Origin of the sequence: Streptomyces sp. L-9-10, assembly GCF_004151105.1 — a bacterium.
Taxonomy (GTDB): Bacteria; Actinomycetota; Actinomycetes; order Streptomycetales; family Streptomycetaceae; genus Streptomyces.
On record NZ_PHRF01000048.1, the window covers coordinates 20,086 to 46,871 of the forward strand.

At 68.2% G+C, this 26,786-nt stretch carries 26 protein-coding genes, 1 pseudogene and 2 CRISPR repeat arrays; of the genes and pseudogenes, 24 read left to right on the plus strand and 3 right to left on the minus strand.

Annotated elements, in window-relative coordinates:
• Positions 1-55: 55 nt before the first annotated feature.
• Positions 56-194 (plus strand): annotated as a pseudogene (locus CU044_RS40185) (histone-like nucleoid-structuring protein Lsr2); the annotation flags it as partial.
• A 633-nt stretch (positions 195-827) separates the two neighbouring features.
• Here CU044_RS40185 and CU044_RS12680 read toward each other — a convergent pair.
• A complete protein-coding gene (locus tag CU044_RS12680) occupies positions 828-1,022 on the minus strand; it encodes a hypothetical protein (RefSeq protein ID WP_129768646.1) in 195 nt (64 codons plus the stop codon).
• A 477-nt stretch (positions 1,023-1,499) separates the two neighbouring features.
• A CRISPR array of direct repeats spans positions 1,500-2,991; the repeat unit is 29 nt; unit sequence GGGACCATCCCCGCGGGTGCGGGGAGCAG.
• A 371-nt stretch (positions 2,992-3,362) separates the two neighbouring features.
• On the opposite strand from CU044_RS12680, the gene cas3 reads away from it, so the two are divergent.
• From cas3 to CU044_RS12760, 17 genes are all read left to right on the plus strand, one after another.
• Entirely contained in the window at positions 3,363-6,149 is a 2,787-nt protein-coding gene (gene cas3 / locus CU044_RS38545) for a CRISPR-associated helicase Cas3' (RefSeq protein WP_240045558.1), read from the plus strand.
• 28 nt (positions 6,150-6,177) lie between these two features.
• Positions 6,178-7,806: a type I-E CRISPR-associated protein Cse1/CasA gene (casA, locus tag CU044_RS38550; RefSeq protein WP_240045533.1), complete on the plus strand. Its 1,629-nt coding sequence runs from the start codon at positions 6,178-6,180 to the stop codon at positions 7,804-7,806.
• Positions 7,803-8,489, plus strand: coding sequence for a type I-E CRISPR-associated protein Cse2/CasB (gene casB / locus CU044_RS12690; RefSeq protein WP_129768647.1), 687 nt, complete (start codon positions 7,803-7,805; stop codon positions 8,487-8,489). Before casA ends, casB begins: the two co-directional genes overlap by 4 nt.
• Positions 8,486-9,754: a type I-E CRISPR-associated protein Cas7/Cse4/CasC gene (gene cas7e / locus CU044_RS12695; RefSeq protein ID WP_129768648.1), complete on the plus strand. Its 1,269-nt coding sequence runs from the start codon at positions 8,486-8,488 to the stop codon at positions 9,752-9,754. The genes casB and cas7e overlap by 4 nt, the downstream gene beginning before the upstream one ends.
• Positions 9,751-10,494 carry a type I-E CRISPR-associated protein Cas5/CasD gene (gene cas5e, locus CU044_RS12700; RefSeq protein WP_129768649.1) on the plus strand — a complete coding sequence of 248 codons (744 nt, stop codon included), beginning with the start codon at positions 9,751-9,753 and terminating at the stop codon, positions 10,492-10,494. Before cas7e ends, cas5e begins: the two co-directional genes overlap by 4 nt.
• A complete protein-coding gene (gene cas6e, locus CU044_RS12705; RefSeq protein WP_129768650.1) occupies positions 10,494-11,279 on the plus strand; it encodes a type I-E CRISPR-associated protein Cas6/Cse3/CasE in 786 nt (261 codons plus the stop codon). Before cas5e ends, cas6e begins: the two co-directional genes overlap by 1 nt.
• 4 nt (positions 11,280-11,283) lie before the next feature.
• Positions 11,284-12,252 (plus strand): type I-E CRISPR-associated endonuclease Cas1e, encoded by a 969-nt coding sequence (cas1e, locus tag CU044_RS12710; protein WP_129768651.1) that lies wholly within the window; start codon positions 11,284-11,286, stop codon positions 12,250-12,252.
• Positions 12,249-12,599, plus strand: coding sequence for a type I-E CRISPR-associated endoribonuclease Cas2e (gene cas2e / locus CU044_RS12715; protein ID WP_129768652.1), 351 nt, complete (start codon positions 12,249-12,251; stop codon positions 12,597-12,599). Before cas1e ends, cas2e begins: the two co-directional genes overlap by 4 nt.
• A 93-nt stretch (positions 12,600-12,692) precedes the next feature.
• A CRISPR array of direct repeats spans positions 12,693-13,456; the repeat unit is 29 nt; unit sequence CTGCTCCCCGCGCCCGCGGGGATGGTCCC.
• A 369-nt stretch (positions 13,457-13,825) separates the two neighbouring features.
• Positions 13,826-14,362, plus strand: coding sequence for a hypothetical protein (locus CU044_RS12720; protein WP_129768653.1), 537 nt, complete (start codon positions 13,826-13,828; stop codon positions 14,360-14,362).
• Positions 14,363-14,385: 23 nt separating this feature from the next.
• Entirely contained in the window at positions 14,386-15,852 is a 1,467-nt protein-coding gene (locus tag CU044_RS12725; protein ID WP_129768654.1) for a terminase family protein, read from the plus strand.
• Between the two features lie 128 nt (positions 15,853-15,980).
• On the plus strand, positions 15,981-16,736 hold the full coding sequence (locus CU044_RS12730; RefSeq protein ID WP_129768655.1) for a hypothetical protein: 756 nt from the start codon (positions 15,981-15,983) through the stop codon (positions 16,734-16,736).
• A gap of 119 nt (positions 16,737-16,855) precedes the next feature.
• Entirely contained in the window at positions 16,856-18,622 is a 1,767-nt protein-coding gene (locus tag CU044_RS12735) for a hypothetical protein (protein ID WP_129768656.1), read from the plus strand.
• Between the two features lie 178 nt (positions 18,623-18,800).
• On the plus strand, positions 18,801-19,508 hold the full coding sequence (locus CU044_RS12740) for a hypothetical protein (RefSeq protein ID WP_129768657.1): 708 nt from the start codon (positions 18,801-18,803) through the stop codon (positions 19,506-19,508).
• 105 nt (positions 19,509-19,613) lie between these two features.
• On the plus strand, positions 19,614-20,030 hold the full coding sequence (locus CU044_RS12745) for a head decoration protein (protein ID WP_129768658.1): 417 nt from the start codon (positions 19,614-19,616) through the stop codon (positions 20,028-20,030).
• Between the two features lie 15 nt (positions 20,031-20,045).
• Positions 20,046-21,095: a major capsid protein gene (locus CU044_RS12750; RefSeq protein ID WP_129768659.1), complete on the plus strand. Its 1,050-nt coding sequence runs from the start codon at positions 20,046-20,048 to the stop codon at positions 21,093-21,095.
• Positions 21,095-21,379 (plus strand): hypothetical protein, encoded by a 285-nt coding sequence (locus tag CU044_RS12755; protein WP_129768660.1) that lies wholly within the window; start codon positions 21,095-21,097, stop codon positions 21,377-21,379. The genes CU044_RS12750 and CU044_RS12755 overlap by 1 nt, the downstream gene beginning before the upstream one ends.
• 73 nt (positions 21,380-21,452) lie before the next feature.
• A complete protein-coding gene (locus CU044_RS12760) occupies positions 21,453-21,782 on the plus strand; it encodes a hypothetical protein (protein WP_129768661.1) in 330 nt (109 codons plus the stop codon).
• Positions 21,783-21,953: 171 nt separating this feature from the next.
• On the opposite strand, the gene CU044_RS12765 is transcribed toward CU044_RS12760, so the two are convergent.
• The gene (locus CU044_RS12765) at positions 21,954-22,169 is read right to left on the minus strand and encodes a DUF397 domain-containing protein (RefSeq protein WP_129768662.1); all 216 of its coding nucleotides are present in this window, start codon (positions 22,167-22,169) and stop codon (positions 21,954-21,956) included.
• A complete protein-coding gene (locus CU044_RS12770; protein WP_129768663.1) occupies positions 22,166-23,056 on the minus strand; it encodes a helix-turn-helix transcriptional regulator in 891 nt (296 codons plus the stop codon). Before CU044_RS12770 ends, CU044_RS12765 begins: the two co-directional genes overlap by 4 nt.
• 284 nt (positions 23,057-23,340) lie before the next feature.
• On the opposite strand from CU044_RS12770, the gene CU044_RS12775 reads away from it, so the two are divergent.
• From CU044_RS12775 to CU044_RS12800, 6 genes are all read left to right on the plus strand, one after another.
• Positions 23,341-23,829, plus strand: coding sequence for an ATP-binding protein (locus CU044_RS12775; protein WP_129768664.1), 489 nt, complete (start codon positions 23,341-23,343; stop codon positions 23,827-23,829).
• Positions 23,830-23,906: 77 nt separating this feature from the next.
• A complete protein-coding gene (locus CU044_RS12780; RefSeq protein ID WP_129768665.1) occupies positions 23,907-24,293 on the plus strand; it encodes a hypothetical protein in 387 nt (128 codons plus the stop codon).
• Positions 24,293-24,718 (plus strand): DUF6415 family natural product biosynthesis protein, encoded by a 426-nt coding sequence (locus tag CU044_RS12785; protein ID WP_129768666.1) that lies wholly within the window; start codon positions 24,293-24,295, stop codon positions 24,716-24,718. The genes CU044_RS12780 and CU044_RS12785 overlap by 1 nt, the downstream gene beginning before the upstream one ends.
• Positions 24,719-24,852: 134 nt before the next feature.
• Entirely contained in the window at positions 24,853-25,080 is a 228-nt protein-coding gene (gene tgmA, locus CU044_RS12790) for a putative ATP-grasp-modified RiPP (RefSeq protein WP_129768667.1), read from the plus strand.
• Between the two features lie 71 nt (positions 25,081-25,151).
• Positions 25,152-26,144 (plus strand): MvdC/MvdD family ATP grasp protein, encoded by a 993-nt coding sequence (locus CU044_RS12795; protein WP_129768668.1) that lies wholly within the window; start codon positions 25,152-25,154, stop codon positions 26,142-26,144.
• Positions 26,145-26,276: 132 nt separating this feature from the next.
• Positions 26,277-26,759 carry an NUDIX domain-containing protein gene (locus CU044_RS12800; RefSeq protein ID WP_129768669.1) on the plus strand — a complete coding sequence of 161 codons (483 nt, stop codon included), beginning with the start codon at positions 26,277-26,279 and terminating at the stop codon, positions 26,757-26,759.
• Positions 26,760-26,786: the final 27 nt, after the last annotated feature.

A 26,786-nucleotide genomic window follows, 5' to 3' on the forward strand; every position in this document is an offset into this window, starting at 1 on the left:
ACCTCCTCGAACAGGCGACAAACTTCGCCCCCTCAGAACCCACCCTCTGGAGCCCAGCACAGGCCCCGACCAGGCCACCCGTCGACACCAACATCATCCGGGAATGGGCACGCGCCAACGGGTACGAAGTGGCCGACCGCGGCCGTATCACCGCCGAGATCCGCGAAGCATGGGAGCGGGCCACCAGCAGCTGAGCTTGTTCCTCAGCTTGCCCGCTCTCCTCCATCCCGGGTTCTGGCGGAGCGAGGGCCCGAGGGCCGGATTTGTTTTCCCGGAAGGGCCGAGAAGGAGAACGCTGTTGTCGGCAGTGATGCTCAAAAGCCGCTAAATCGTTCTTGGTGTCCGTCTTGCTCTGGCCTCGGTAGCCGCCGATGCATGGCGAACGGCGTGCGTTGACGGAGATGCGTGCGGCTCGCCCCGCGGGCGCGGAGGGAAGACTCAACTGTTCCTGCTGCTGGCCATGATGCTGCCGTCCGTGCCCGGTGGCGAGCACCTGGGAGTGGGGCATCAGTCGCCGGTCGACGAGCGTAGTCAAAGCGGCCTGGAATGGTGACTACCCCCGATCCGGCATTCTCTCGACTGGCCAGCACGCCGGCCGCTGCCGGGGATCTTGCTGACCGTGTCGGCACGACCCAGACTCGTCTGCCGCTTTCTGGGCGAACGGTGGCGGTTGGTGAAGTTCGGGACCGTGGGGTGCGCGGGTAGTGGTCTCCAGGGTGTCAACGCCATCCCGACGGAGTTGCGCGCCGCTGGCTCGGTTGCGTCGCGCCCGTCGGCCTCTCTGCGTGACCTCCGCTGTTATGGCTGGCCTGCGTCGAGCTCGGTCCCTACCCGCAGGACAGTGCGAAGCCGAGGGCGGTCAGTACGGCCACCGTCCCGCTGGTGGCCACGGTCAGAGGCACCGCCAGTGAGGGGTGCAGATAGGTCACGTACGTAAGCCCGGTGAAGATCAGGGCGAGTACTGCGGCCAGGAGTAGCCACAGGAGCCTCTGATTCTGGTCCGGGGAGCCGGGTGAATTCATCGTTGCGTCCACCGATTTGGGAGCTTGGGGCTCTGTCCCTGACATCGGGACCGGAGGTCTGAGGTGATATGACGATCAGTCATCGGCGGTCGTCTCTGACGAGACGGACCCCATGATCTGAACTATTTGGTTGGTAGTAACCCCGGAAATGCATACGCGCAGGGTAGTTCCTGAGAGGGCCTCGGGTCGGTTTCAAAGCTGAATCCAGCAGGGTTCATCCCTTCGGCGTAGCACGTCTCCTCGCGTTCTTGGGCGTCGGTGGTCCGTGACCTGCCATCATGAATCCGATGATGTTCCCTTGCGGTTCGAGGGATGGCCCCTTTTTGGTTGGTAGTCATATGTGCTCCCCGCGCATGCGGGGTCACTATCGCCGGTGTTGAGAGTGCTATTGAATGTCTGAATGCTGGCACCAGCGGAAGAGTTCCCGAAGGGCGATCGAAGAGACGATCACCCGGGCGGGGTCATGTTCGACTCGGCGGGACCATCCCCGCGGGTGCGGGAAGCGGAACGACAACGACGCCCTCACGGTGATGGACTGGAGACCATCCCCGCAGGTGCGGGGAGCAGTTGGCGAAGTACGCGGCGAGCCGGGCGGGCGTGGGACCATCCCCGCGGGTGCGGGGAGCAGCGGATGTGTCGGTGTGGTCGGACGGGCTGCTCGGGACCATCCCCGCGGCTGCGGGGAGCAGTGGGTTCGTAGAGCGGCATCCCGCAGACTGGCGGGACCATCCCCGCGGGTGCGGGGAGCAGTCCTGACCTGCTCTTTCGCGGGCCGGTCGGGTGGGACCATCCCCGCGGGTGCGGGGAGCAGCCGGAACTTCCCGCTATACATGTCAGCGAACAGGGACTATCCCCGCGGGTGCGGGGAGCAGTCCGATCCGCCCGCACCGCGGCCGCGCGGGCCGGGACCATCCCCGCGGGTGCGGGGAGCAGCGCCGGCGTCGTCGAAGTCCTCGGCCCGGACGGGAACCATCCCCGCGGGTGCGGGGAGCAGAGCGCATGCCGCCGCTCGTCCTGGCCGGGCTCGGGACCATCCCCGCGGGTGCGGGGAGCAGTGAAGGCCAGGGCGGAGCACACCTGGAGGGGTGGGACCATCCCCGCGGGTGCGGGGAGCAGGAGGCGTCGTACGGGCTGGGTGTCTCCGGCGCGGGACCATCCCCGCGGGTGCGGGGAGCAGAACGGCATCCCCAGTACCGGATCGTGAACTGGGGACCATCCCCGCGGGTGCGGGGAGCAGTACCCGCGGTTGCGGTGCTGCGGCGCGAGCTCGGGACCATCCCCGCGGGTGCGGGGAGCAGCGTAGCCGGGAACCGATGACGCCCGCCGGGGCGGGACCATCCCCGCGGGTGCGGGGAGCAGTTCGGCTTCGAGCTGTTCGTGCATCGCCTGGCGGGACCATCCCCGCGGGTGCGGGGAGCAGTGGCGTTTTCGTGGCTGGTGGGGCTGATGTGAGGGACCATCCCCGCGGGTGCGGGGAGCAGGTCTTCGGCTCGTACCAGGCGGTCACGGTGTCGGGACCATCCCCGCGGGTGCGGGGAGCAGCTTGGCACTGGAAAGCCCTCTACGCCGGGCACGGGACCATCCCCGCGGGTGCGGGGAGCAGCCGTCGGCGTTCATGCTGATGCCCCAGCCGTTGGGACCATCCCCGCGGGTGCGGGGAGCAGGACGGCGACCACTACCACGCCTACAGCCGTACGGGACCATCCCCGCGGGTGCGGGGAGCAGCTCCAAACGGGCCGACGGATTATCGCTCACACGGGACCATCCCCGCGGGTGCGGGGAGCAGCCGGCCTGGACCGCCGCTTCCTGGACGACAGGGGGACCATCCCCGCGGGTGCGGGGAGCAGTCCTGCACCCCTTGCGGGGCCTGGTGTGCGGGGGGACCATCCCCGCGGGTGCGGGGAGCAGCAGACGGAAGACCTCGCCACCAGGCTCCAGGAGGGACCATCCCCGCGGGTGCGGGGAGCAGCCTCCGTGACCTGCTGCGTTACTCACGGCGGGCGTGGTTTCCGAGCAGTTCCATCAATTTCGGCAAAAAGTGCATAGGGGTCAATTTGCGGGACTCTGTGCTTGCATGCGACGGTCCGTTGGGTGAAGGCAACCGCAGATGGTAGGAGGTTGCCCTGAACCATCGCGGGGATTTTATCCGGGACAGCGTCGTGTGCGGATGTTTTTCATATATGGCCGTCTTGGTTGCTGGTTTGCCTGTATTCATCTGCCATGACGGTTGAGAGGGAGGAGCCTCGTGAGGGGCTTGGGGGCCGGCTCGCGGGACCGGTGCGGTCTGTGTGGGCCAAGCATGATCGGGACACTGAGGGGTGGCTGCCGTTGTGGCGGCATATGGCGGACAGCGCGGCGGTGGCCGGGCTGCTGTGGGACAACTGGCTGCCCGAGAACGTGCGGGCTCTGATCGCCGAGGTGTTACCCAGCGGGGCGCGCGACGCCCGGCTGCTGTGCGTGTGGCTGGCCGCTGTGCACGACATCGGGAAGGCGACGCCGGCTTTCGCCTGTCAGGTCGACCAGCTCGCCGATCGTATGCGGGCGGAGGGCCTGGAGATGAAGACCCGGCGCCAGTTCGGGGAGGACCGCAGGATTGCTCCGCATGGTCTGGCCGGGCAGGTGTTGTTGGGGGAGTGGCTGGAGGAGCGGCACGGCTGGACGGCCAGGCGGTCCGGGCAGTTCGCTGTCGTTGCGGGGGGCCACCACGGGGTGCCGCCGGAACATGGTCAGCTCAACGATGTGTACGACCGGCCGCATCTGCTGCGTACGCCGGGGCCGAGCGGGACGTTGTGGCGACGGGTGCAGGAGGAGTTGCTCGACGCGTGCTCCGAGGAGTACCAGGTGGGGGAACGCCTCGGCGCGTGGCGGGTGGTCGCGCTGCCGCAGCCGGTGCAGGTGCTGCTCACGGCTGTGGTGATCGTCGCCGACTGGATCGCAAGTAACCCGGATCTGTTCCCGTATTTTCCGCAGGAGACCCGCGGTGGTGAGGAGCGGGTGGCGGCGGCCTGGCGTGGGCTGCGGCTGCCGTCGCCGTGGCGGGCCGAGGAGCCGGTCGGGGACGCGCAGGAGCTGTTCGCTTCGCGTTTCGATCTGCCGCCGGGGGCGAAGGTCAGGCCGGTGCAGGAAGCCGCGGTCCGGCTGGCGCGTGAGATGCCGGTACCCGGTCTCATGATCATCGAGGCGCCGATGGGCGAGGGGAAGACGGAGGCGGCGCTCGCTGTCGCCGAGATCTTCGCGGCCCGCTCTGGTGCGGGCGGGGTGTTCTTCGCGCTGCCCACCATGGCCACCGGCAACGCGATGTTTCCGCGTCTGCTGGACTGGCTGGACCGGTTACCGGCTCAGGAGGGCGCCAGGCGTTCGGTGCTGCTCGCGCACTCCAAGGCTGCTCTCAATGACGAGTTCGCTGATTTGCTGCGTGCCGGCCGGCAGGCGATCGTCGCTGTCGACGTGGACGCCGAGGCAGTGCGGTGGCGGCCGTCGGACGAGAAGCGGTCTGCCCCTGCCGAGTTGATCGCCCATGCTTGGCTGCGCGGGCGGAAGAAGGCGATGTTGTCGTCGTTCGTGGCCGGCACCGTGGACCAGCTGCTGTTCGCCGGGCTGAAGAGCCGTCACCTGGCGCTGCGTCACCTCGCGATCGCGGGCAAGGTCGTCGTGATCGACGAGGCGCACGCCTACGACACGTACATGAGCGTCTACCTGGACCGGGTTCTGTCGTGGCTGGGTGCTTACCGGGTGCCGGTGGTGGTGCTGTCCGCGACGCTTCCCGCGGCCCGGCGCCAGCAGCTCGCGCAGGCTTACGCCGGTGCGGGCGGCGACGCCGCCGACTTCGACACGGTGGACCAGTCCGTCACGTATCCGCTGCTGACCACCGTGACGCCCGGTCAGGCCCCGGTTGTGGAAGGTCCCGGGGCATCGTCCCGGGGCGGGGAGGTCCGTCTGGAACGGCTCGACGACGGCCCGATGGTCCTGGCGGACCGCCTGGCGGTCGAACTCGATGGCGGTGGCTGCGCCCTGGTCGTAAGGAATACCGTCCGGCGGGTCCTGGAGACCGCCCGCGTGCTGCGTGAACGCTTCGGTGACGAAGCCGTGACCGTTGCCCACTCGTGTTTCATCGACGTGGACCGCGCGGCGAAGGACGCGGACTTGCTTGCTCGTTTCGGGCCGCCGGAGAAGGCTGATGGCCGGCGCCCAGTCGGGCCGCACATCGTGGTCGCCAGCCAGGTTGCCGAACAGTCCCTTGATGTCGACTTCGACCTGCTTGTCACCGACCTGTGCCCGGTCGACCTGATGCTTCAGCGGATGGGACGCCTGCACCGCCACTGGCGGGGCGAGGGCCAGGCGGAGCGCCCCGCGCGGCTGCGTACGGCGCGCTGTCTGGTCACCGGCGTTGACTGGAGCGGGGAGGTGCCCGCTCCAGTCAGGGGGGCGGTCGCTGTGTACGGGGCATACGCGCTGCTGCGCTCCGTCGCTGTCCTGCTGCCGCACCTGGACGGCCCGAAGCGGCCCGTGCGGCTGCCCGACGACATCAGCTCCTTGGTCCAGGGCGCGTACGCGGACGTGTCGGCTGGCCCCGAGGAATGGTCCGGGGCGATGGCCGCGGCACGGGAGCGTCACGAGAAGCATCGCGCGGACCAGGCCGAACGGGCGGAGGTGTTCCGTCTCGACGCGGTGGGTCGACCGGGTCGGCCGCTTATCGGCTGGATCGCGGCGGGCGCGGGCGACGCGGACGACACCCGGGCCGGACGGGCGCAGGTCCGCGACAGCAAGGAGAGCCTGGAGGTGATCGTCGTGCAGCGGCGCGCTGACGGGTCGCTGGCCACTGTGCCCTGGCTCGCCCGGGGCCGGGGCGGGCTGGAGCTGCCCCAGGACCGGCCTCCGGCGTCGGCTGCGGCGCGGGCCGCGGCCAGCTGTGGGCTGCGGCTACCTATCCAGTTCTCGCACGCGGAGGTCATGGACCGGGCCATCGCCGAACTTGAGGAACTGTACATACCGGCCTGGCAGGTGAAGGACAGCCATTGGCTGGCCGGCCAGCTCATTCTGGCGCTCGACGGCGACTGTCAGACCCGGCTGGCAGGCTTCTTACTCCGCTACAGCGAGACCGACGGCCTTGAGGTGACTGGTGACTGACTCCGGCGAACGATCTGCGAGGGGCGACGTGTTGTCGTTCGACCTGACGTCCCGCCCGTGGATCCCCGTGCTGTGGAGGGACGGAACCCAGAGCGAGGTGTCGCTGCGTGACGTCTTCGCGCGGGCGGACGAGGTGCGCCGTGTCGTGGGCGACCTGCCCACACAGGAGTTCGCTCTCACCCGTCTGCTTCTCGCGTTGGCTCACGACGCGCTGGACGGCCCGAGCGACACCGAGCACTGGGCGCGTCTGTGGGCCGACCAGGACTGCTTCGCGCCGCTGGCGGGCTATCTCGACGAGCATCGTGAACGGTTCGACCTGCTGCACCCGCACACGCCGTTCTTCCAGGTGGCGACGTTACGTACCGCGCGCGACGAGGTCTTCTCCCTCAACCGGATCGTGGCCGACGTGCCCAACGGTGAGCCGTTCTTCAGCTCCCGGATGCCGGCCGTCGGCCGTCTCGGCTTCGCCGAGGCAGCCCGCTGGGTCGTGCACGCGCACGCCTACGACACTTCCGGCATCAAAACCGGGATCGACGGTGACGAGCGGGTCAAGGGCGGCAGGGTGTATCCGCTCGGGGTCGGCTGGGCCGGCACTCTCGGCGGAGTCTTCGCCGAGGGCGAGACGCTGCGCCAGACCCTGCTGCTCAACCTGGTCGCCGCCGACACCAGCGGTGTGCGGTTTCGCGATGACGACCGTCCGGCCTGGCGGCGTGAGCCGTGCGGCCCCGGCCCGGCGGGCCGGAAGCGCCCGTCGGGCGTGCGCGACCTGTACACCTGGCAGAGCCGCCGGCTGCGCCTGCACTTCGACGCGGACGGTGTGCACGGTGTCGTTCTCGGCTACGGCGATCCACTGGCTCCGCACAATATGCACACCGACGAGCCGATGACCGCGTGGCGCAGGAGCCCCGCCCAGGAGAAGAAACGCGGCGAGTCGCTCGTCTACCTGCCGCGCGAGCACGATCCGGCGCGCTCGGCCTGGCGCGGACTTGAATCCCTCGTCGTAGGTCGGGCCGAGGCCGGAGGGGGCGCCGAAGCCGCCAAGGCACTGCGGCCGGGCATCCTGGAATGGATCGCCAGGCTGGTGACGGACGGCGAGCTGCCGCGCGGTTTCCTCATCCGGGCGCGCGTCATCGGCGCGGTCTACGGCACCCAGCAGTCCGTGATCGACGACGTGGTCGACGACCGCCTCGCCATGGCCGTGGTTCTGCTGCACCAGCAGGACCGGGCGTATGCCCGGCAGGCCATCGACGCGGTGTCCGATGCGGAGAGCGCGGTCACCGCCCTCGGTGATCTCGCCACGGATCTCGCCCGCGCGGCGGGCAGCGAGACCGAAGGACGTCGCTCGGCCACCCGTGACCTGGGCTTCGCCACCCTGGACGGCCCCTACCGCACCTGGCTGCGGGACCTGACAGCGGCCGAGGACCCCGGAGCGCATCGCACCCGCTGGCAGCAGGATGCGTACCGGCATGTGCGGCGACTCGGTGACCGGCTCATGAGCGAGGCGGGCGACGCCGCGTGGGAGGGCCGGGTGGTGACGACGAAGAAGGGACCCGAGTGGCTCAACTCGGCCCTCGCCGACAAATGGTTCTGCTTCCGCCTCGGCAAGGCCCTCAGCGATCCGTTCCCCTCCGACTCCTCCCCGAAGGTGCCCGCATGACCACCGTCACCGTGCCCACGAGCACCCAACGCGTCGGACAGCTCACCGGCGAGGTCATTCGCCCGCTGCAACGGGACTACCTGGTCGACCAGTCCTATGCCGTGGCGGCGCTGGCCCGGCTGCGTCGCGGAGCGGGCAAGGAGTTCTCCCAGGTGCCGGACCTGTGGGGGCTGGTCGACACCGGAGCCCTTCACGACCAGCCGAAGGACGGCGGGCGGCCGCTGAGCGAGTACGAGCTGACCCGCGCCGAGGACGCCGTGCACGTGGCGCTGACGCTGTGGGCGCTGCACCAGCAGTCACGCGGCACGGCCATGCACCGGCCCGATCGCCGGTCCGCGCCCGGGGGACTCGGCGCCGCCGTGCGGCGGCTGATGCCGCCCGGCGAGATTACGGAGCCCGTCCGCAAGCGTTTCGTCCGCGCCGGCACCGCACCCGACCTGCCTGCCCTGGCCCAGCGTCTGCGGGACATCGTCGTGCTGCTGCGGGGCGCCGACATCCCCGTCGACTACGCCCTCCTGGCCGAGCAGCTCTACCGCTGGCAAGAGCCGGCCGGCCGCGACACCGTACGGCGTGCCTGGGGACGGTCGTTCCACTCCTACCGCGCGCCCCAGGAGAACGCCGCCGACGCTCCGGCCCCATCCGACGACGACACCACCGACCTCACGGACAAGGACGCCTCGTGAACCGCATCTTCCTCGACGTGCACGCGCTTCAGACCGTGCCGCCCAGCAATCTCAACCGGGACGACACGGGTGCCCCGAAGTCCGCCGTGTACGGAGGTGTGCCCCGCGCCCGCGTGTCCAGCCAGGCATGGAAGCGAGCCACCCGCACCTACTTCAGCGATGAGAACCTCCTCGACCCGAGCGAGCTGGGCGTACGGACAAAGAAGGTCGCCGAAGTCCTCGCCGCCCGCATCACCGACATGGATCCCGCACTGAACGGGGCCGAAGCCCTTCGGCTCGCGGCCGAAGTGATCCACGGAGCCACCGGCTCCAAGATCGAGGTGCCCAAACGGAAGACCGACGCTGCCAAGACCGACGCTGCCAAGACCGACGCTGCCAAGACCGACGCTGCCAAGACCGACGCTGCCAAGGCCGACGCCGTCAGGGACGGCGCGGACGAGCCGGCACCGGAGTCCAAGTACCTGATGTTCCTCAGCGCCCGGCAGCTCGACGGTCTCGCCGCGCTGGCCGTCAAGGGCGCCGACGACATCAAGGCCTACCTCAAGGACAAGGACAACAAGGCGCACGCCCGCGAGGTCGCCGACACCCGGCACTCCGTCGACATCGCGCTGTTCGGCCGCATGGTCGCCGACTCCGCCGACTTCAACGTCGACGCCGCTGTCCAGGTCGCCCACGCCATCAGCGTGCACCGCGTCGACAACGAGTCCGACTACTACACCGCCGTGGACGACGAGAACACCGACGCGGAGTCGGGAGCCGGAATGATCGGCACCGTCGACTTCAACTCCGCCACCCTCTACCGCTACGCGGCCCTCGGCGTTCACCAACTCGCCAAGAACCTGGGAGAGGGACTACGCGAGGAAGAACCACGCACGGCGCCGGTGCGGCGCGCGGTCGAAGCATTCGTACGGAGCTTCCTCGAATCCCTGCCGACGGGCAAGATCAACACGTTCGGGCACCACACCCTCCCCGACGCCGTGGTGGTGAAACTGCGCACCACGCGGCCCATTAGCTTCGTCGCCGCGTTCGAGGACCCCGTCACCGGTGCGAGCGGTCACCTCCGCGAGGCCGTGGCCCGACTCGCGGAGTACATCCCGGAGGTGGAGCGTGCGTACGGCGACGAGGAGTCCACCCTCTCCTGGGTACTGCGGGTCGGACCGAACACCGAGAAGCTCTCCGGCCTCGGCACCGAGACGCAGCGCCTGAGCGACCTGGTGCAGTCCGTCGGCCAGGCCGTCGCGGAACGCCTGGACAAGCGCGCATGAGCGTGCTGCTGCTCCGGCTGGCCGGCCCCCTGCAAGCCTGGGGGGCATCGGCCCGCTTCGTCCGCCGTACCACCGAGTCCGCCCCCACCAAGAGCGGCGTCATCGGCATGCTCGCCGCCGCCCTGGGCCTCGACCGCGGTGACGACAGCGGCCTGGCCCGGCTCGCCGCCCTGCGTTTCGGCGTCCGAATCGACCAGCCAGGCACGCGTGTAAGGGACTTCCAGACCGCCCACCATGCCGTCACCGGAAAATCCATGCCACTGTCCGAACGCTTCTACCTCGCCGACGCCGTCTTCGTCGCCGCTGTGGAAGGAGACCTCACTCTCCTGAACGAACTGCACGAAGCCCTGCGCACCCCGGCCCACCCGCTCTTCCTCGGCCGCCGCTCCTGCCCCCCGGCGCTCCCGCTGGAGCTCGGCATCCGCGACACCTGTCTCCAGCGGACCCTGCGCGACGAGCCCTGGCAGGCCTCCCCTTGGTACCAGAAGCTCCGCCGCACCGATCCCACCGTGCCCCTGGTCGTCCTGAGGGAAGCCGCCCCCGACGAGCAGCACGGGGATGAGCAGCGTGACCAGCCCCTCAGCTTCGCCGCCGAGCACCGGCGGCACGCGCTGCGCTCCGTGGTCAGCACCAGCGTGGACGTGTCCAACCCGCGCGCCGTGGCGGCCCGCGTGCCGGCCACAGTCCGCCCGGCACGACGGCACGAACCGTTCGACGCCCTGGAGGAAGAAAACCCCTGATGTATCTGACCCGCTTCCGTGTGAACACCGCGCGCCCCGGAGCCCGTCGCCTGCTCTCCTCACCCCAGTCGCTGCACGCGGCCGTCATGGCATCATTTCCGGCCCTGCTCCCGACCAGCACGAGCACCGGCGGCCCCCGGGTGCTGTGGCGTCTCGACCACAACGCCAAGGCCGAGGTCTTCCTCTACATCGTGAGCCCCGGCACACCGGACCTGACCCACCTCGTCGAACAGGCCGGCTGGCCTGCCGCAGCCGCCAGTCCGGACACTCCTGGCTGGCAAAGCCGCCCGTACGCCCCCTTCCTCGACCGCCTCACCACCGGCGGCCTCTGGGAGTTCCGGCTCACCGCCAACCCCGTCCACCACATCCGGCGCAAGGACGGCGAACCGACCAAACGCACGGCTCACCTGACGCCCGTCCACCAGAAGGGCTGGCTCCTCGATCCCGTCCGTCAGCAACGCGCCGGATTCCGCGTCGTCGAGAAGCCGCACGACAAACGGCTGCTTCCCGGCGGCACCACCGACAAGAAGTACGAACACCACGGAGACCGGTACGAACTGACCGTCCGTGACGAGCGCGCCCTGTCCTTCGCCAAATCGCGCGAAGACAGGTCACAGGCCCACCGGGTAAAAGTCGTGACGGTCACCTTCGACGGACGCCTCGAAGTCACCGACGCCGACGCACTGCGCCGCACGCTCGCCCAAGGGCTCGGCCGCGCCAAGGCATACGGCTGCGGACTGATGACCCTCGCCCCGGTCCCGAGCCCCCCGAAGCCGGAGGGGTGAGACGGTGACAACAGTCGGCAAGCGTCCCGCGCTCACCCCCCGCCACCTCACCCGCACCGGTGAACGCGTCTCCTTCATCTACCTGGAACGCTGCACCATCCACCGGGACTCCAACGCGATCACCGCCGAGGACGCCGACGGCACCACACACATCCCATCCGCCACCATCGGCACCCTCCTCCTGGGCCCCGGCACCCGCATCACCCACCAGGCAATGAGCCTCCTCGGTGAAACCGGCGCCTGCGTCGCCTGGGTGGGGGAACACGGCGTCCGCTACTACGCCGGCGGCCGGGCGCTGAGCCGCTCGGCCGCGCTCGTCGAGGCACAGGCCACCCGATGGACCAACATGCGCAGCCGGCTCGCCGTCGCCCGTGCCATGTACCGTCTGCGCTTCCCCGACGAGAATCCTGACGGACTCACCCGACATCAACTCCTCGGCCGAGAAGGCGACCGTGTCAAAGACTGCTACCGCGCCCAGGCCGCCCGGACCGGCGTCCCCTGGCGTGGCAGGAAATACACTCCGGGCGACTTCTCCAGCGGCGATGCCGTCAACCAGGGCATCACCGCCGCCGCCCAATGCATGTACGGCATCGCCCACGCTGTCATCGCCTCTCTCGGATGCAGCCCCGGACTCGGCTTCGTGCACTCCGGCCACGAACTCTCCTTCGTCCTGGACATCGCCGACCTCTACAAAACCGAGATCGGCATCCCCCTCGCCTTCGATATCGCGGCCGAATCAGAACAAGACGTCGGCCCCCGCACCCGCCGAGGCCTGCGTGACCACATCAACAAGAGCGGACTGCTGAACCGCTGCGTCGGCGACATCAAGCACCTCTTGCTGCCGAACGGCGCGAACACGGGGGACACGCATGCCGCAGGAGAAGAAGACCGCGTCAGGCTCCAGAGCGACGGCGGCCACGAAGTAGCCGCAGGGCGCAATTACGGAGACGCCGACGAGGCGGTCATCTGGTGACCGTGATCGTCCTCACGAACTGTTCCGCCGGCCTACGGGGGTTCCTCACCCGCTGGCTCCTGGAAATCTCCGCCGGTGTTTTCATCGGCAACCCCTCAGCAAGAATCCGCGACCTCCTCTGGGAGGAGGTCGAGCAGTACGCGGGCCAAGGCCGCGCCTTACTTGCCCATACCACCAACAACGAACAGGGTTTCACCTTCCGTACCCACGATCACGCCTGGCAACCCGCCGACCATGAAGGCATCACCTTGATCCGACGCCCGGACGCCAACACCCGCCCGGTAACCGCCGAACCGCAATCCGGCTGGAGCAAAGCGGCCAAACGCCGCCGATTCGGAAGAGGCTGACCCGATCCGACGTCACCTTTGAGGGAAATGTCGAATTTGATGAAAGTGCATCAGAACTGGTTTCCTCTGTGCTGAAACCCCAGGTCACGGAGTCTGCTCCCCGCGCCCGCGGGGATGGTCCCTCCGGCGCGAACGACTCGCTGCCATCGTCGAGTTCTGCTCCCCGCGCCCGCGGGGATGGTCCCACCAGGTCGTCGGGGTACAGCTCGGCAGGATGCCTGCTCCCCGCGCCCGCGGGGATGGTCCCTGGTGGAGGTCGGGCCGATGACCTGCTGCGGACTGCTCCCCGCGCCCGCGGGGATGGTCCCGTTCGCGGTGGGGGTGGCGATGGTGAAGGTGTCTGCTCCCCGCGCCCGCGGGGATGGTCCCTCGACCGAAAGGAACCCGAAATGACCGACATACTGCTCCCCGCGCCCGCGGGGATGGTCCCCGACCGGATGCCTGGTCTGTTTCCGTGAGCCACTGCTCCCCGCGCCCGCGGGGATGGTCCCATCGGTGCCCCTGCCATCCACGCACCGTTGTACTGCTCCCCGCGCCCGCGGGGATGGTCCTCTGACCGCGACCCGCATTTCGATCATTGGAGGCTGCTCCCCGCGCCCGCGGGGATGGTCCCGTAGCTACGAGGCCGACGAGCTCCGCGACGCGCTGCTCCCCGCGCCCGCGGGGATGGTCCCACGATCGGCTGGGGCCCGCCGCCCGCGTGGCCCTGCTCCCCGCGCCCGCGGGGATGGTCCCCAGGCCCTCGACGACGCGGCCCGCATCCTCGCCTGCTCCCCGCACCCGCGGGGATGGTCCCGGCCCGACTTCCCTGGTGCGGTTGCGCGGGTCCTGCTCCCCGCGCCCGTGAGGATGGTCCTGCGCTGGACGCGCTCCGCATCGAGGCGTCGGCCTGCCGCTCCGCGCCCGCAGGGATGGTTGTCGGCGTCTGTCGTCGAACGTCTTCAGCCGTCGACGACATCTCCGGGCGGCAGCAGCGCATCGGGCACGACGACTATTGGCCGCTGCTGGCAGCCCTGATGTGTTCCCGACGATCGGCGTGCCAGTGGGATCCGGAGATGAGGCGTCGCCGAGCCCGTTCGTGATGTAACCGCGCATCCGGCCAGTGCCAGCCCGAGAGACGAACAGCCTCTCCACGCCGCACACGTCACCTGACATGCCGCGCAATAGTCGTGATTCCGCTCGTGCATCATTGAGGTGCGCAGTGCGGGGGAGGAAGAAGGCTTCCGGTGAGAGACCGGACCGCTGTTGAGCCCTGGGAGCGGCAGAACGGTGAGTCCCCCCAGGCGTTCGAGGCGTTCGCTGTGTATCGCGATCTGGGCCCGGCGCGGAGTGTCACGAAGGTGGCACGTGAGTTGGATAAATCCCGGGCGTTGGTGGGCCGGTGGTCGCGGCAGTTCGCATGGGTGATGCGGGCGACGGCTTACGACCGTGAGCAGGACCGGCTGTTCCTCGCTGAGCAGGCGCAGGCGCGGCGGGATATCGCCCGCAGGCACGCGAAGTTGGCGCAGGCGGTGCAGAGCAAGGCCGTGGCCAGGCTTCAGGCGCTGGACCCGCGGGAGCTGTCGCCGTCGGAGCTGCTGCGGTACATCCAGGTCGCGGCGGAGATCGAGCGGCGTGCGGTGGGCGAGGCACCTGTGGCCGGGTCGGTCGAGGACCGGGACCAGGGCGCGGACGTGGCTTCGCTGTCGGACGAGGAGCGGCGGGCCCGGATGGACCAGCTGCGTCGGGAGCTGGAGCGCCGGTTGTCGGAGGGCGTGCAGTGAGCCGGGGGCGGGCTAAGCGCCGGATGGTCGAGCTGTTCGCGGACCCGTCGGTGATGAGCGAGGAGCAGCTGAAGGCCGAGGTTGCGGCCCTGGTCCGGGCCGATGAGCTGTCGGCGCGGCGGTGGGCGTGCGAGGTCCCGGAGTGCGATGGACTGCCTCATGCGGGGTGGCGGCACCATCATGCCCGTGCGGCGCAGCGGCGGCCCCTGTGGCTGTGGACGGTGTGGATGCTGCTCACCGGCCGTGGGTGGGGGAAGTCGCGTACGGCGGCGGAGGCGGTGTGGGAGTGGGCGAAGACGCCGGGGTCGCAGATTGCGGTAGTGGCGAGGAACGCAACCCTGGTGCGGGACATCTGCTTCGACTCCCCGAAGTCTGGTCTGCTGTCGGTGATCCCACCGGAGGAGGTCGTGAAGTACAAGTCGTCGTTGGGGGAGACGACGCTGCTGTTGAAGAACGGGACGTTGATCCGTGGGTTTGGTGCGGAGACGCCGGACAACCTGCGTGGCTGGGCGTTCGACAAGGCGTGGCTGGACGAGTATGCGGCCTGGTCGCGGCACACCGCGCAAGAGGTCTACGACATGGTCTGGTTCTGTCTGCGTGAGGCGGAGTTGCCGCAGGTCGTGATCTCGACGACGCCGAAGCCGTTGCCGCACGTGAAGCGGCTGGTCGAGCGTGGCCGTGCGCAGGAGAAGCGGCATCGGGAGGGTGGGGAACCGCCGCGGGTGGTGTTGACGCGTGGGCACATGCGGGAGAACGACGCGAACCTGTCGGCGGCGGCGCGGGCGGAGCTGGAAGAGGACTACGCCGGCACCCGTTTGGGGCGGCAGGAGTTGTCGGGTGAACTGCTGGAGGACGTGGAGGGCGCGCTGTGGAAGGGCTGGATGCTGGAGGTCGAGGGATTCCGGCCTCGGCCCGAGCACTTGCCGGACTTGCAGCGTGTGGTGGTGGCTGTGGACCCGGCGACCAAGAGCCACGAGAACGCTGACATGACTGCGTTCACCATTGCCGGGCGCGGGTTCCCGGTGGAGAGCATGTTCGGTGACGACCGCCCCCGCGGGTATCTGTTGCATGCGGAGCAGGACCGGTATACGCCCACGCAGTCGATGAAGCGGGCCGCGACGCTCTACCACGAGCATCGTGCGGACTGCGTGGTCATCGAGGCGAACAACGGCGGAGACTACTTGCCCGCGTTGCTGGAGCAGGTCGACCCGACGGTGAACTGGCGAATCGTTCATGCCACGCGTGGGAAGCGGGCGCGGGCGGCCCCGGCGGCGCAGCTGTACGAGCAGGTACGGGTGTCGCACGTCGGTCCGGCGCGGGTGTTCGCGGAGCTGGAGGAGCAGATGACGACGTTCGTCGGCCAGGGCGAGACGGAGGATTCTCCGGACCTGCTGGACTCGGCGGTGTGGGCGCTGTGGGACCTGTTCCTCGACCCGATGATGCCGCCCCCACGTGGGGGCGATGATCAACGTCTGAATGGGCGTCGTTGAGAGGGAAAGTATTCCTATCTGAAGTTCCTAGAATGTAGGGTGCGGCGATTCGTAGGGGTGCGTGATTGTCGAGAATTCCCATGTCGATTGCGTGGAATTTTGGGGATGCGCGGCTAGCATCTATGTCCATGACTGCAAGGGTTTCGCCAGTACGCGACCGCATCAGGAAGACTCTCAAGGCCGCTAGGACTTCTGAGCCCTACCCTGTGTGGATGACTTGGCGGTCGCTCGCCGTTAGGGTTTATGGGCACGGGCATCACACAAAAAGTGATGTTCAGAACATTCGCAGAGCGGCGGAGCAGATGTCCGACGTTGAGATGCTCCGCTTCAGGGATACCGACAAGCATGCTGGTGCTCGGATTTGTCCCACCCGAGAGGAGAGGTGGCTTCTGGGGTACGTGATTGATGTGTACTCGGACACGATGAATGGATTTGACTACACTTCCTATAAGCCTCCGACATCCGATCATATTCTTGAGGCATTCAGAAATGGATGTCATCAGGAAAGGCCGATCAAAATCGACCTGCGACGTGTTGTCGCGCTCGTCAACAAGAGCTGCGGGACGGGAATCGACCCTTCGGAGCTGATGTGGTGGCGAGTTGGTTTGGAGGAGCGGAGGCAGCACGAACGCCGAGTGCTACTCCGTACGATGCATCGAGCTCTTGAAGGCTTCTGCGCTGAGAAGGAGCGACGAGAGTGGGAAGCGCGGCAGATCAACTTCGGGCCTGTTCGGGTGGATCCGTTGACAGTGACGGAGTGTCCTACGTGTCAGCGAAGCGTTGAGCCGGGCCACTTTCCGGTGCAGCGGTCCGGTGCGCAGTCTTCAGTCGCGTCGGGCGAGGCATCGCTGTCGGAAACATTGAGCTCCAGCACAGTCCTCTAGACGACCACGATTCACACGAGATGTGTGCTGGTGATTCCAAGGGACAGGGTGAGCGTAGGCCGGTGACAGAGCGGACTATAGGCTGATCGATGGCGCGGGGCCGACGTCCGGAGGAGACCGTGAGCCTGCGCCAATTCGTGATCGACGCCTGGTCGTGGTTGAACTACAAGCCGGTGATGGCCGATGCCGGCCGCCCCGGCAGCCGCGCGTTCCCGGAGCTGGCCAAGACGTGGATGCCGCCGCATGAGTTGCGACGGCTAGCCGCTTACAAGGTGCTGGCGTCGTACGACAATAACCAGGCCGGACAGCTCGCGGCGGCCGGGGGTGACGCGGGTGCGCTGGAGCGTCGAGAGCTGGGCGACGCGGCGAACCTGGTGGACACCGCGCTCGGCTACCTGCTGGGCTCGGAGCAGAAGGTCGCGGTCGAGGGGGCGGAGCACGCCGACGAGGAGACGCCGACGCCCGGTGCCGCGGAAGCCGCCGCCGTGCAGGAACGGCTGCGGAAGTGGGCGGACAAGGAGCTGCTGACGTTCCGGGTCCAGCAGGCCGAGCGGGCGGCGGTGTTGCTCGGGGACAGCGTGATGGTCCTGGCGTGGAATCCGGAGAAGCAGCGGCCCACGCTCCGGGTCTACGATCCGGGTTTCTTCTTTCCGCAGTGGGACGACGTCGAGGACGAGGACTTCCCGGCCAAGGTGCACTTGGCGTGGGAGCTGCCGGCGGACGACGATGCCGGGTTGAAGGCTCGGGTGCGCCGGGTCACGTACGAGCTCGGGCCGATCTCCGTGAGCGGCGAGGACGATGCGGATCGCGACGGCTCGAAAGGGGCGCGGACGTATCCGTGGGAGCCGGGCCGGGCGTCCAACACAACGTGCTACCTCACGGACGGCGAGTGGCTGCTGGAAGACCTGAAGAACGGCGAGACGCTGGACCGGCTGCCGATGAACAAGGCGAGTTTCCGGGTACGGCGGGACGGTACGGAGCTGAACCGGCTGGACCTGATGATCGACTTCCTGCCGGTGGTGCACATCGCGAACACGATCCCGGACGGCGGTGAGTACTGGGGCCGGTCGGTGCTCGCGCGGGTTTTGCAGGCGCTCGACGAACTCGCGGCTACAGACTCCGACGGTTCGGCGGCGTCCGCGACGACGGGCACGCCGATCATCGGGCTCGCGGGGGCGCGACTGCCGGTGGACCGCGCGACGGGCAAGCCGCAGGAGCTCCAGGTGAAGGCCGGGGCGGTGTGGCAACTCGGTGAGACAGGGCGGATGGACGCGTTGGACACGTCGCCGCAGTTGGCCGAGCTGCGCGCCCGGGTCGATCACCTGCTGGAACGGATCGCGGCGAACAGCCGAGTGACGGCGGCTGGACTGGGGACGCTGGACGCCACGGAGGTGCCGTCCGGGTACGCGCTGAAGCTGGCGCTGGGGCCGCTGGATGCGTTGATCGGCATGATGCGGCTCGCCAGGGAGCACAAGTACCGGCTGCTGTTCAAGATGGTGCAGCGGCTCTACCAGGCCGGCCGTGCGGAGGGCTGGACGGCAGGGGAGACGCTGCCCGCGCGACTGTCGTGGGCGCCGCACACGCCGACGGACCGGGGCGCGGTACTGGAGGAGGTCGTGAAGGCGTACGGAGCCGGGGTCCTGAGCTTGGAGACGGCCATTGCGATGCTGCTGGAGGCCGGGTATCCGATCAAGGACGCGTCGCAGGAGGTGGAGCGGATCCGGGCGAAGGCGGAGCAGGAGGCCGCCGCGCGGATGGCGGAGGCCGCTGCTCGGCAGGGGCGCGACGAGAACGACGAGGACCAGGAGGACGGGCCGGGTGCGGTCGGTGCGAAGAAGCCGGTGGGGAAGGAGCACGAGCGAGAGCCGGTGGCGGCGGGCCGGTGACGCGGCCCCCGGGGTGCTCTCCGGGACGAGTCCGACGGCGGTATACGGGTTGATGGTCATGGGGTGACCTCTCCTTGTTCGACGGCATCTTGTGGGGGCAGTCGGACAGGTCCTGCGGTCGTGTCGGCGAGGGTGGCTACACTGATCGGCAGCGCGGGGGCGCGCACTGGAGGAATGTATGGTCCCGCCCCTGCCCTCTCGCCGTCCTGTCGGTTCCCGCCGTGACCGGCGGCCGATCTTCCCGATTCTCGGCGCCTCGTCTGAGGACGAGACGAACGACCAGCTCGATGACGCCACCGAGAGCGATGGACAGGATCAGCAGGTCACAGTCACCCAGGACCGGTTGGGGAAGATGCTCACCCGGGAGAAGGCGCAGGGCGAACGAGCTGCGATCAAGCGGCTGTTGTCCACGCTCGGGTTCGACAATCCGAAGGCGCTGACGGAGTTCGTCTCCAGTCAGCGGGAGGCCGAGCAGGCCGCGCTGTCAGAGGTGGAGCGCCGTGAGCAGGTAGCCCAAGAGCGGGAGTTGCAGGCGGCGCGCCGGGAGGAGCTGGCTGCCGAACGTGAGCGGGCTGCGCTCCGGCGGGCCGCGCTCGTGGCGCTCGGTGCCGAGGGTGACGAACTGGTGGACGCGGAACGTCTGCTGGCCGTTGATGACGAGGACGCGGACGAGGCGCAGATCCAGTCGGCGGCCGAGTCCCTGCGCGCAAGGCGTCCGGAGCTGTTCGGTGAGGTGCGAACCCCGGTGCCGTCGGCACCTGCGGGCGCACCGGCCGGGCGCGGCCCCACCCGTACGGCCCCGGTATCCAAGCCGGGCTCGGCCGGGCTGGAGATGGCCAAGCGTCGGGGCCTGATCCCGCAGTTCAGCGATACAGCAGCTCAGTAATCCGGGCCCAGACCTTGGGGGACCACGCCCCCTCAACGTCGTGGACGGCATCGCCTCAGTGGGCGGTGTGCGGACTATGACCGCAGCGTCCATGGAGGCACCGACATGTCCATCCAGCCCGTTTCCAAGTCCGAGTACACGACCGCCAACCGCGAGTGGCTGGCGTCCCTGCACGGCACCGACTCCGTCGACACGATCACCCTCGACCTGAACCTGTTCTGCGAGGGCACGCACTACGTGTGCGGCGATGGCTGCGAGCCGTATGGCCGGGTGCACTCCGGTGTGCCGGTCGGCAGGGTCGCAGAGTCCGGCCTGTACGGGCCGTACGACCCGGAGGCCCACTGCGGGCGTCAGATTCTGCGCGGGGTCGTGATCGCGGAGGCTCCGTTCGCGCCGGGGCAGACGCGGGTTCCGGCCGCGCTGTTGTGGCACGGCGCGGTGAAGGCGTCGAAGGTGCCGGGCGGCATCGACGTGTCCCATCTCGTGTGGCACCCCCGTGCCGCGCAGATCCGCTTCGTCTGAGCGCGGGTCTGAGCTGTGACGATTCAGGACCTGCTGAAGGACGTCTCGGTCATGGACCTGACGACGTTCGCCAGGGCGATCCCGTCCCCGAAGGACTTCCTCCTCACCCAGACGATCTTCCCGACCGTCGAGATGCGGGAAGTGAAGTGGCGTACGAAGGACTCCGGCCGGTACGTCAACGTCGCCAAGTACCGCGCCTTCAACGCGAGCGTGCCGTTCGCGACCCGTGAGGCGTGGCAGACCTCCCGCGAAGGCGTACTGCCCCCGCTGGGGCAGAAGCTCATCGTCTCCGAGCAGGAACAGATCCTGCTGGAGGCGTCGCACGGCAGTGATCAAGACCGGCTGATCGATCTGCTGTACGACGATGTGGAACGTCACGTCGAGGCCATCCGGTCCCGGCTGGAGATGGCCGCCGGCGACGTGCTCAGCGACGGCAAGTTCACGCTGGAGCAGGAGAACGGGCTGACGCTGGAGGTGGATTGGAACGTCCCGGTCGAGAACCGGCCGGTCGCCCCGCGGCCGTGGTCGGACTCGGCCTCCGATCCCATCGCGGACGAACAGCGGTGGATCCAGCAACTGGACGACATCGGCGCTCCGGAACCGGAACTGGTGATCACCAGCCGCAAGGCGTTCTCGTACCTGGCGGCGAACAACGCCTACAGGGCGGCGTACTACGGATCGGTGAGCCCGTCGACCACGCCGACGGCGACGCTTACCCCGCAGCAGATCAACGTGGTGCGCGGCAACTACTCACTGCCGCCGATCCAGTTCTACAAGGCCCAGGTGCGGGTGGACGGCAAGCCTCGCAAGGTGCTGCCGGAGGACCTGTGGATACTGGTGCCGCCGGAGCGGGAAAAGTGGGCACAGACCATGTACGGGGTCACGGCAGAGGCCCTGGTGCTGGCGCGCGGGACGAATCCGGAGATCATCCGCGAGGACGCCCCCGGCCTGATCATCACCCGCGGTGTCCAGGATGACCCCGTGAAGATCTACATCAAGGGCGCCGCAGTCGGCATGCCGGTCATGCACACCCCGGACGCGCACATCGTCGCGAAGGTGCTGTGATGCCGGCGCCTCGTCTGATCGCTGCCGTGTATGTACAGCGCCCATCCACACGGGAGGAACTGATCCTCCTGCCCGGCGAGTGCCCTGATCCGGAAGTCGCCGCGTTGGTGACGAACCCGGATGCCTGGGAGGTGCCGCCCAAGGACTGCGAGGCGGGCCCCGAGCCGGACGCGGTGGGGCCCGCTGCGGGAGAGGGCGAGCAGGATCCCGAGCAGAAGGAGGCCGACGGAAGGAGCGGTGCGAGGAAGCCGCCGCGGCGGGCTCGCACGCCTGCTCCGTCGTGATCGCGCGTCTGGCCCGGCGCCAGGGAGACCCCCCCGGCGCCTGGGTGAATCTCGTGTGGAGAAGGAGTGCCTGGTGAACGAGTTTCAACGGTCGTGGCTGCTGGCGCAGCTTGGCCCGGACACAGACCCGGCTGACCTGGAACGCCGATTCTTCCGGCTGCGGTCGGTGCGGGCAGTCGCCCTGGAAGTGCTGGGCGAGCGTCGCGCGAAGTTGCTCGCCGACCCCCTCAAGGTCACAGTGGATGGCGTCGTGACCATGGACCTACAGGAGAACCTGCGCGGCATCGAGCGCCAGATCGACGGCGTACGGCAAGGCCCGGCCCCGGATGATCCCGGAGACGTGGACGAAGGAGGCGAGGAGCTCGCAACAACCGGGATGGTAGCGGCACGCTGCTACCGGTAGGCCATGAGTGCCCAATCCACGACCTGGCGAAGGCCCGAGCTCAGCTACGGGGACGACACTACGTCGGCGTTGGCCCCGCTGGCTGATTATGCGCGAGGCTGTTGAGGCAGAAATGACGGAACGGGCCCCGCCTCTCTACGGGTGAGGAGGGGCCCGTCCGGCTCGTGCTGATCAGGTGGTGGCGACCGAGGTCACGAACGAGGCCCAGGCGGTCGCGGGGACCACAAGGGCGGGGCCGGTCATGTTCTTTGAGTCGCGGATGCCGACCTCGGCGTCAAGGTCCGCGATTTCGACACAGTTGTTGCCGGCGCCGTCGGAGTACGACGACTTGCGCCAAGAGGCGCCGGCCTCAGTGAGTTCGGATGCTGGGTAGGTGCCAGTGGTCATTGCTTCAACTCTCGGATCAGAGATTCCAGAAATGATGGTGTGTCCTCCGGCGCGAGCGCCGAAGCTGTGATGGCGTTGAACTTGCGCGTGAAGCGCCCAACCTCACGAGGCTTGTCCGATACCGACGTGGCGCTCCACGCGTTGTCAACCTGCACCGAGGTCGGCAGAGCCCCGTTTAGATGCAGAACGCTGAAGTCGTGGACAGGCAGATACCCGCGGATTTTCGGCGGGAGTATCGGCAGCACCTGAATCGTGACGGTCGGCAGGGCGGTTAGTTTGATGATCTCTTCGTACTGCTCGCACATCACCTCGGGGCTCCCGATGAGGTAGCGGAGTGCGGGCTCCCACAGTACGGCGCGCAGGATGAGCGGATCTTCGGAGCGTACAAGGGCTTCTTTTCGCCGCATGCGTACTTCGACGTTCCGCTGAATGAACTCCGTAGTGGTTTCCTCGATCGGCTGAGAGAGCTCGTAAAGCGTGCGCGTGTACTTCTCTGTCTGCAACAGCCCGAGCACCAGAGCCGGATGGAACGCCCACGTCTCCCGCGCCGCGCTCTCAACCCCCATGAAGCGCGGCATGCCCGAGGGCATCGCCGACCGATATGGGGTCCACCAGTCCTGGCTGGCACTCTGGCGCTGGATCTCCAGCAGCTGATCCACGTCGTGGTCGTCAGTCACTCCGTACAGCCCAAGGAGCGCGCGGAGAGCGCCCGCCGTGACGAGATCTTGAAGGCCCGTCTCCACGCGTTGCAGTTTGGCGAAGTACAGGCCGCTCACGGCCTTTGACTCAACCACCTCTTCGAGCGTCATCCCCGCCCGCTCGCGCAACGCCCTCAGCTCGTAGCCGAGTTCGATGCGACGCACCGTCGGTCTGGGCTTCTGCGCCATGCGGTACCCCTCCCCATCCCATGCCCTTGTCGAACGCGCCCATGTCATCGCTGATCCCGCCGATGCACGCGGCCCGGCACGCCATGCCATCGCAGAATCAGACGATGCCCTGGCCTCAGCATATTCCGTTTTCTACTCCGGAGAATATTCTCCGGAGTATCCGTTGCTGCATAACTGTCCCATGAGGCACGGTGGTTGAGCCACAGCAGAGCGTAAGCGCGAGGTCGCTTAACGCCGCTGTTTCGCATGCCTAACAGCTCGTGCACCTGCGGAGGAGATGTCAGATGTCCCTCATTGACCACTACGACGACCACCTGCGGCAGCAGGCGGCACGGGTCACGGTGCTGCGCGGGTGCGAGCTGCTCTACAGAACGGCGCGTCAGGGGCGCGGAATCACGGCGGAGGATGCTCGCCAGCCTCGCGACGCGCGGCAGACATGCACGCAGACGGCCATCCAGTGGGGACTGTCACATCTGGAGGAAAGCGTCGGCCTCTTGGTCAGCGAGCTGATGACGAACGCCTTCGCCCACGGAGTGAGCCCGTACGTCCGGCTGCGGATATGGCTTACGGACGACTATCTGTGGCTGGAGGTCTGGGCCGGCTCCTCGGCATCGCTCCAGCAACACGACCCCGGCGGGTACGCCACGGGCGGGCGCGGACTCGGGATCGTGGACTGGGTCGTCGGCGAGTGCTGCGGTGCGTGGGGCAGGACCGAGGACAAGAAGGCGACGTGGTGTCAGATCCCCGTCCGGCCCGAATTGGTGGCCGCGTGATGCCGTCCGTGGTCCTCGGCCCCCCTGCTTCTCGCGCATGCGGTACGGATGCCTGGTCGCCTCCGCCGACTAGCGCCATGTCCGCCGACGCGGAGATGCTCAGGCGCCTTCTGGTCGCTCTCCGCGCGGACTTGCTCGACAGTGAACCGGAGCCGCCGACCGTCGCGGCGGTCAGGAACACCACGCAGTTCGTGCTGTCCGGCCGCGCTTTTCTCGCCCGGGACGGAGAAGAGGCGGAAACGCTGTGCCTGACCCTGTGTCGCTACGTGACGTGCCTGATTCCCTACGTCCAATCACCTCATGTTACGGGGTGGGCGTCGGCCTACGAACTCGTCCACGGCGCAGGGGGCTTGCTCGGCGAGTACGACCGTGATGGGGCGAGCTTCCGCATGGCCGTGAGGCTCGCCGGGGCGTGCCACGATCTGCTCGGGCCAGTGAGCGAGCTGGTGGGGGATCGGCTCTGATGACTGTCGTCGCCGATGCCCTGCCGCGGCGGGCAGCGCCCGACCGGGCGGGGAACAAGGTGCTTACCCACTGGCAGGACCGTTCAGCCCTTGCATGGTCCACCACCCGGTGGGAGTGGGACTGGTACGAACTGCCCTTCGCTCTGGGCGTGGCCTACGAAGATCTTGAAGCCGTACTCGGTGAGCACGCTGTTCTCCGCACCTGGGACCTGGGGCCGTTGGCCCGCCGCCTCACGGGACTGCTGAGTCGTCTCGTTGTCATCGCGGTCCGCCAGGGCTACGTAGCAGCAGCGCCCGTGACCCGGAGCCGACGCCTCTGTACGAGTACGGAGCCCGACTGCTTCATCCAGGCACAGGCTCGGGTGCGCCTACTGGCCCTGGCCACCTCTGACCTCCTGGATCTGCTCCTGGAGGACCCGCCGTGAACGCGCTCGCGGCGCCCTCCCTTGATCTCCGTGCCCGCCTGTGGGATGCCGTCCCACACTCCCGCGGGTGGGCACGGTTCCAGGACTCGGCGCAACCCGCGTCCAGTCCATCTCTTCTGAGGAGTCTGATGACAATGCAATTCACTGAACAGTCCGTCGTGTCGCCCGTGTCGCCCCTCCCGTTCGCTCTGAGCCTCTTCACCAGCCCGACGCCCATAGCCCCCGCACCGGAGATTCACATGGGCTACGACCCGGAGCAGCAGATCACTGTCCGCCCCGAGGGGCGCGCCTTGCCCACCACGCTGAGCCACCTCGACCGTGCCCCGAACGAGAAGGACGACTGGGTCGCGGCCCTGTGGTAGCCGCGCTGTACACCCCAGCGCACACCACTGACCAGATCACACCACAGCGACAGCTGTTACCCGGAGACCACATGCTCACAGCGACCGAGCACACACGGTCCGAAAGTTCAGGCCCCGTCTGCGTCGTCACCACTCGCGGTGATGTCACAGCGGACCTGGTCATCCCCGAGATCAGGAGTCTCGGCGTCCCCGTCCTCCGTCTGGACCTGGCCGACTTTCCCCAGAACATGCGCCTGAGCGCGACCGGCCCGAAGTGGTCCGGCACGATCGGCGGGTCGAGCCGCCAGGTGCGGCTGGAGGACATCACAGCCGTGTGGTGGTGGCACCCGGAACCTGCCCGCATTTCTCCGGGCGTCGGCATGAGCGTGGAGGAGGCGGATTGGGCAAGTCGCGAAACGAACGCCGCGGTAGCAGGCGTTCTTGCGGCCCTGCCCGACTGCCTGCACGTAAACCACCCGGTCGCGAGCTACGCGGCCCAGTCCAAGGCCGACGTCCTGATCCAGGCTCCCCTGCACGGTCTGGAGATGCCGGCCACGTGGATCGGCAACGCACCGCCAGGGGCAAAGGAGTTCGCGTCCGGCGGGCCGAAGCTGATATGCAAATCGCTCTCCGGCCCGACAATCCGATACGGAGACACGCACGCTACGTTCTTCACCACCCCCGTGGTACCCGCACAGCTCGATGACCGAATAGCGGCTGGCGCGCACCAGCTCCAGCACGCCGTCGACAAGCTGTTCGAAGTGCGTCTCGTCGTGGTCGGCGACCAGCAGTTCGCTGCCCGCATCGACGCCGGATCCGCCCCGGCCCGCGCCGACTACCGCGCTGACTACGACGCCCTCAGCTACTCGACGGTCTCCGTGCCGAATTCCGTCCGGGACGGCGTCAGACGTCTTATGGCGCACTACAACCTGAGCTATGCCGCACTCGACCTGCTGGTCGATGCGGACGGACGCTGGCTGCTCGTCGACCTCAATCCCTCTGGCCAGTACGGATGGATCGAACAGGCGCTGCCGGAGCTCCGGATTTCCGCCGCCCTGGCCGCACTGCTGGGCACCGCGGCGTGAGTGAGCCCGACGACGACACCGCAACGCCTGGCCATCGCCCGCGACTGACTCGCGCCCGATCCGCCGGACGATGCAAGACCCCCCGCCCGGAAGGCGGGTGTACACACTCCTGACCAGAGAGGAAACCTCCCTATGTCCCATAGCGAAGAATACTTTCAGAACCCGCCACGACGTCGGATCGGCGTGCTGGCGCTGATACGGGAGCCGAGCGGCGGCGTGCTCGTGGTGAATAAGTCGTACAGGCAGGATCGGGCCCCGCTTTCCTGGGGGCTCGTGGGAGGGTCGGCAGAGGCGGACGAGCTGCCGATGGTGGCGTGGCGGCGCGAGGTCGTCAGGGGAGCCGGGCTGCATCTGAACCCGGTACGTCTGCTGGCTGTCGACTACGTCCCCGCGACCGAAACCACCGCTGAGGGGTTCAACTACCTCTACGACGGGGGCACGATCGCGCCGGACACCGAGATCGTCCTGCCGGACGAGCTGCTGGAATACCGGTTTGTCCTTCCAGAGGCGCTGGACGTCCACCTGACAGCCCACAGCGCGCGCCGCCAGCGCCGCGCTGGCGGCGCTGGCGGCCGGCACCACCGCGGACCTCGTGCTCGGGGATCCGGCACATGAACACAGGCCCTAGGCCAGACCACGGTC

What these genes read in the sequence shown, in the direction of transcription:
- CU044_RS12755 (WP_129768660.1), top strand. Translation starts at nt 21,095, where the DNA reads ATGCCGGCGCCTCGTCTGATCGCTGCCGTGTATGTACAGCGCCCATCC.
- CU044_RS12785 (WP_129768666.1), top strand. Translation starts at nt 24,293, where the DNA reads ATGACTGTCGTCGCCGATGCCCTGCCGCGGCGGGCAGCGCCCGACCGG.
- CU044_RS12740 (WP_129768657.1), top strand. Translation starts at nt 18,801, where the DNA reads ATGGTCCCGCCCCTGCCCTCTCGCCGTCCTGTCGGTTCCCGCCGTGAC.
- cas3 (WP_240045558.1), top strand. Translation starts at nt 3,363, where the DNA reads ATGGCGGACAGCGCGGCGGTGGCCGGGCTGCTGTGGGACAACTGGCTG.
- CU044_RS12770 (WP_129768663.1), bottom strand. Translation starts at nt 23,056, where the DNA reads ATGGCGCAGAAGCCCAGACCGACGGTGCGTCGCATCGAACTCGGCTAC.
- CU044_RS12765 (WP_129768662.1), bottom strand. Translation starts at nt 22,169, where the DNA reads ATGACCACTGGCACCTACCCAGCATCCGAACTCACTGAGGCCGGCGCC.
- CU044_RS12795 (WP_129768668.1), top strand. Translation starts at nt 25,152, where the DNA reads ATGCTCACAGCGACCGAGCACACACGGTCCGAAAGTTCAGGCCCCGTC.
- cas6e (WP_129768650.1), top strand. Translation starts at nt 10,494, where the DNA reads ATGTATCTGACCCGCTTCCGTGTGAACACCGCGCGCCCCGGAGCCCGT.
- tgmA (WP_129768667.1), top strand. Translation starts at nt 24,853, where the DNA reads ATGCAATTCACTGAACAGTCCGTCGTGTCGCCCGTGTCGCCCCTCCCG.
- CU044_RS12680 (WP_129768646.1), bottom strand. Translation starts at nt 1,022, where the DNA reads ATGAATTCACCCGGCTCCCCGGACCAGAATCAGAGGCTCCTGTGGCTA.
- CU044_RS12725 (WP_129768654.1), top strand. Translation starts at nt 14,386, where the DNA reads ATGGTCGAGCTGTTCGCGGACCCGTCGGTGATGAGCGAGGAGCAGCTG.
- cas5e (WP_129768649.1), top strand. Translation starts at nt 9,751, where the DNA reads ATGAGCGTGCTGCTGCTCCGGCTGGCCGGCCCCCTGCAAGCCTGGGGG.
- casB (WP_129768647.1), top strand. Translation starts at nt 7,803, where the DNA reads ATGACCACCGTCACCGTGCCCACGAGCACCCAACGCGTCGGACAGCTC.
- CU044_RS12745 (WP_129768658.1), top strand. Translation starts at nt 19,614, where the DNA reads ATGTCCATCCAGCCCGTTTCCAAGTCCGAGTACACGACCGCCAACCGC.
- CU044_RS12775 (WP_129768664.1), top strand. Translation starts at nt 23,341, where the DNA reads ATGTCCCTCATTGACCACTACGACGACCACCTGCGGCAGCAGGCGGCA.
- CU044_RS12730 (WP_129768655.1), top strand. Translation starts at nt 15,981, where the DNA reads ATGACTGCAAGGGTTTCGCCAGTACGCGACCGCATCAGGAAGACTCTC.
- CU044_RS12780 (WP_129768665.1), top strand. Translation starts at nt 23,907, where the DNA reads ATGTCCGCCGACGCGGAGATGCTCAGGCGCCTTCTGGTCGCTCTCCGC.
- CU044_RS12800 (WP_129768669.1), top strand. Translation starts at nt 26,277, where the DNA reads ATGTCCCATAGCGAAGAATACTTTCAGAACCCGCCACGACGTCGGATC.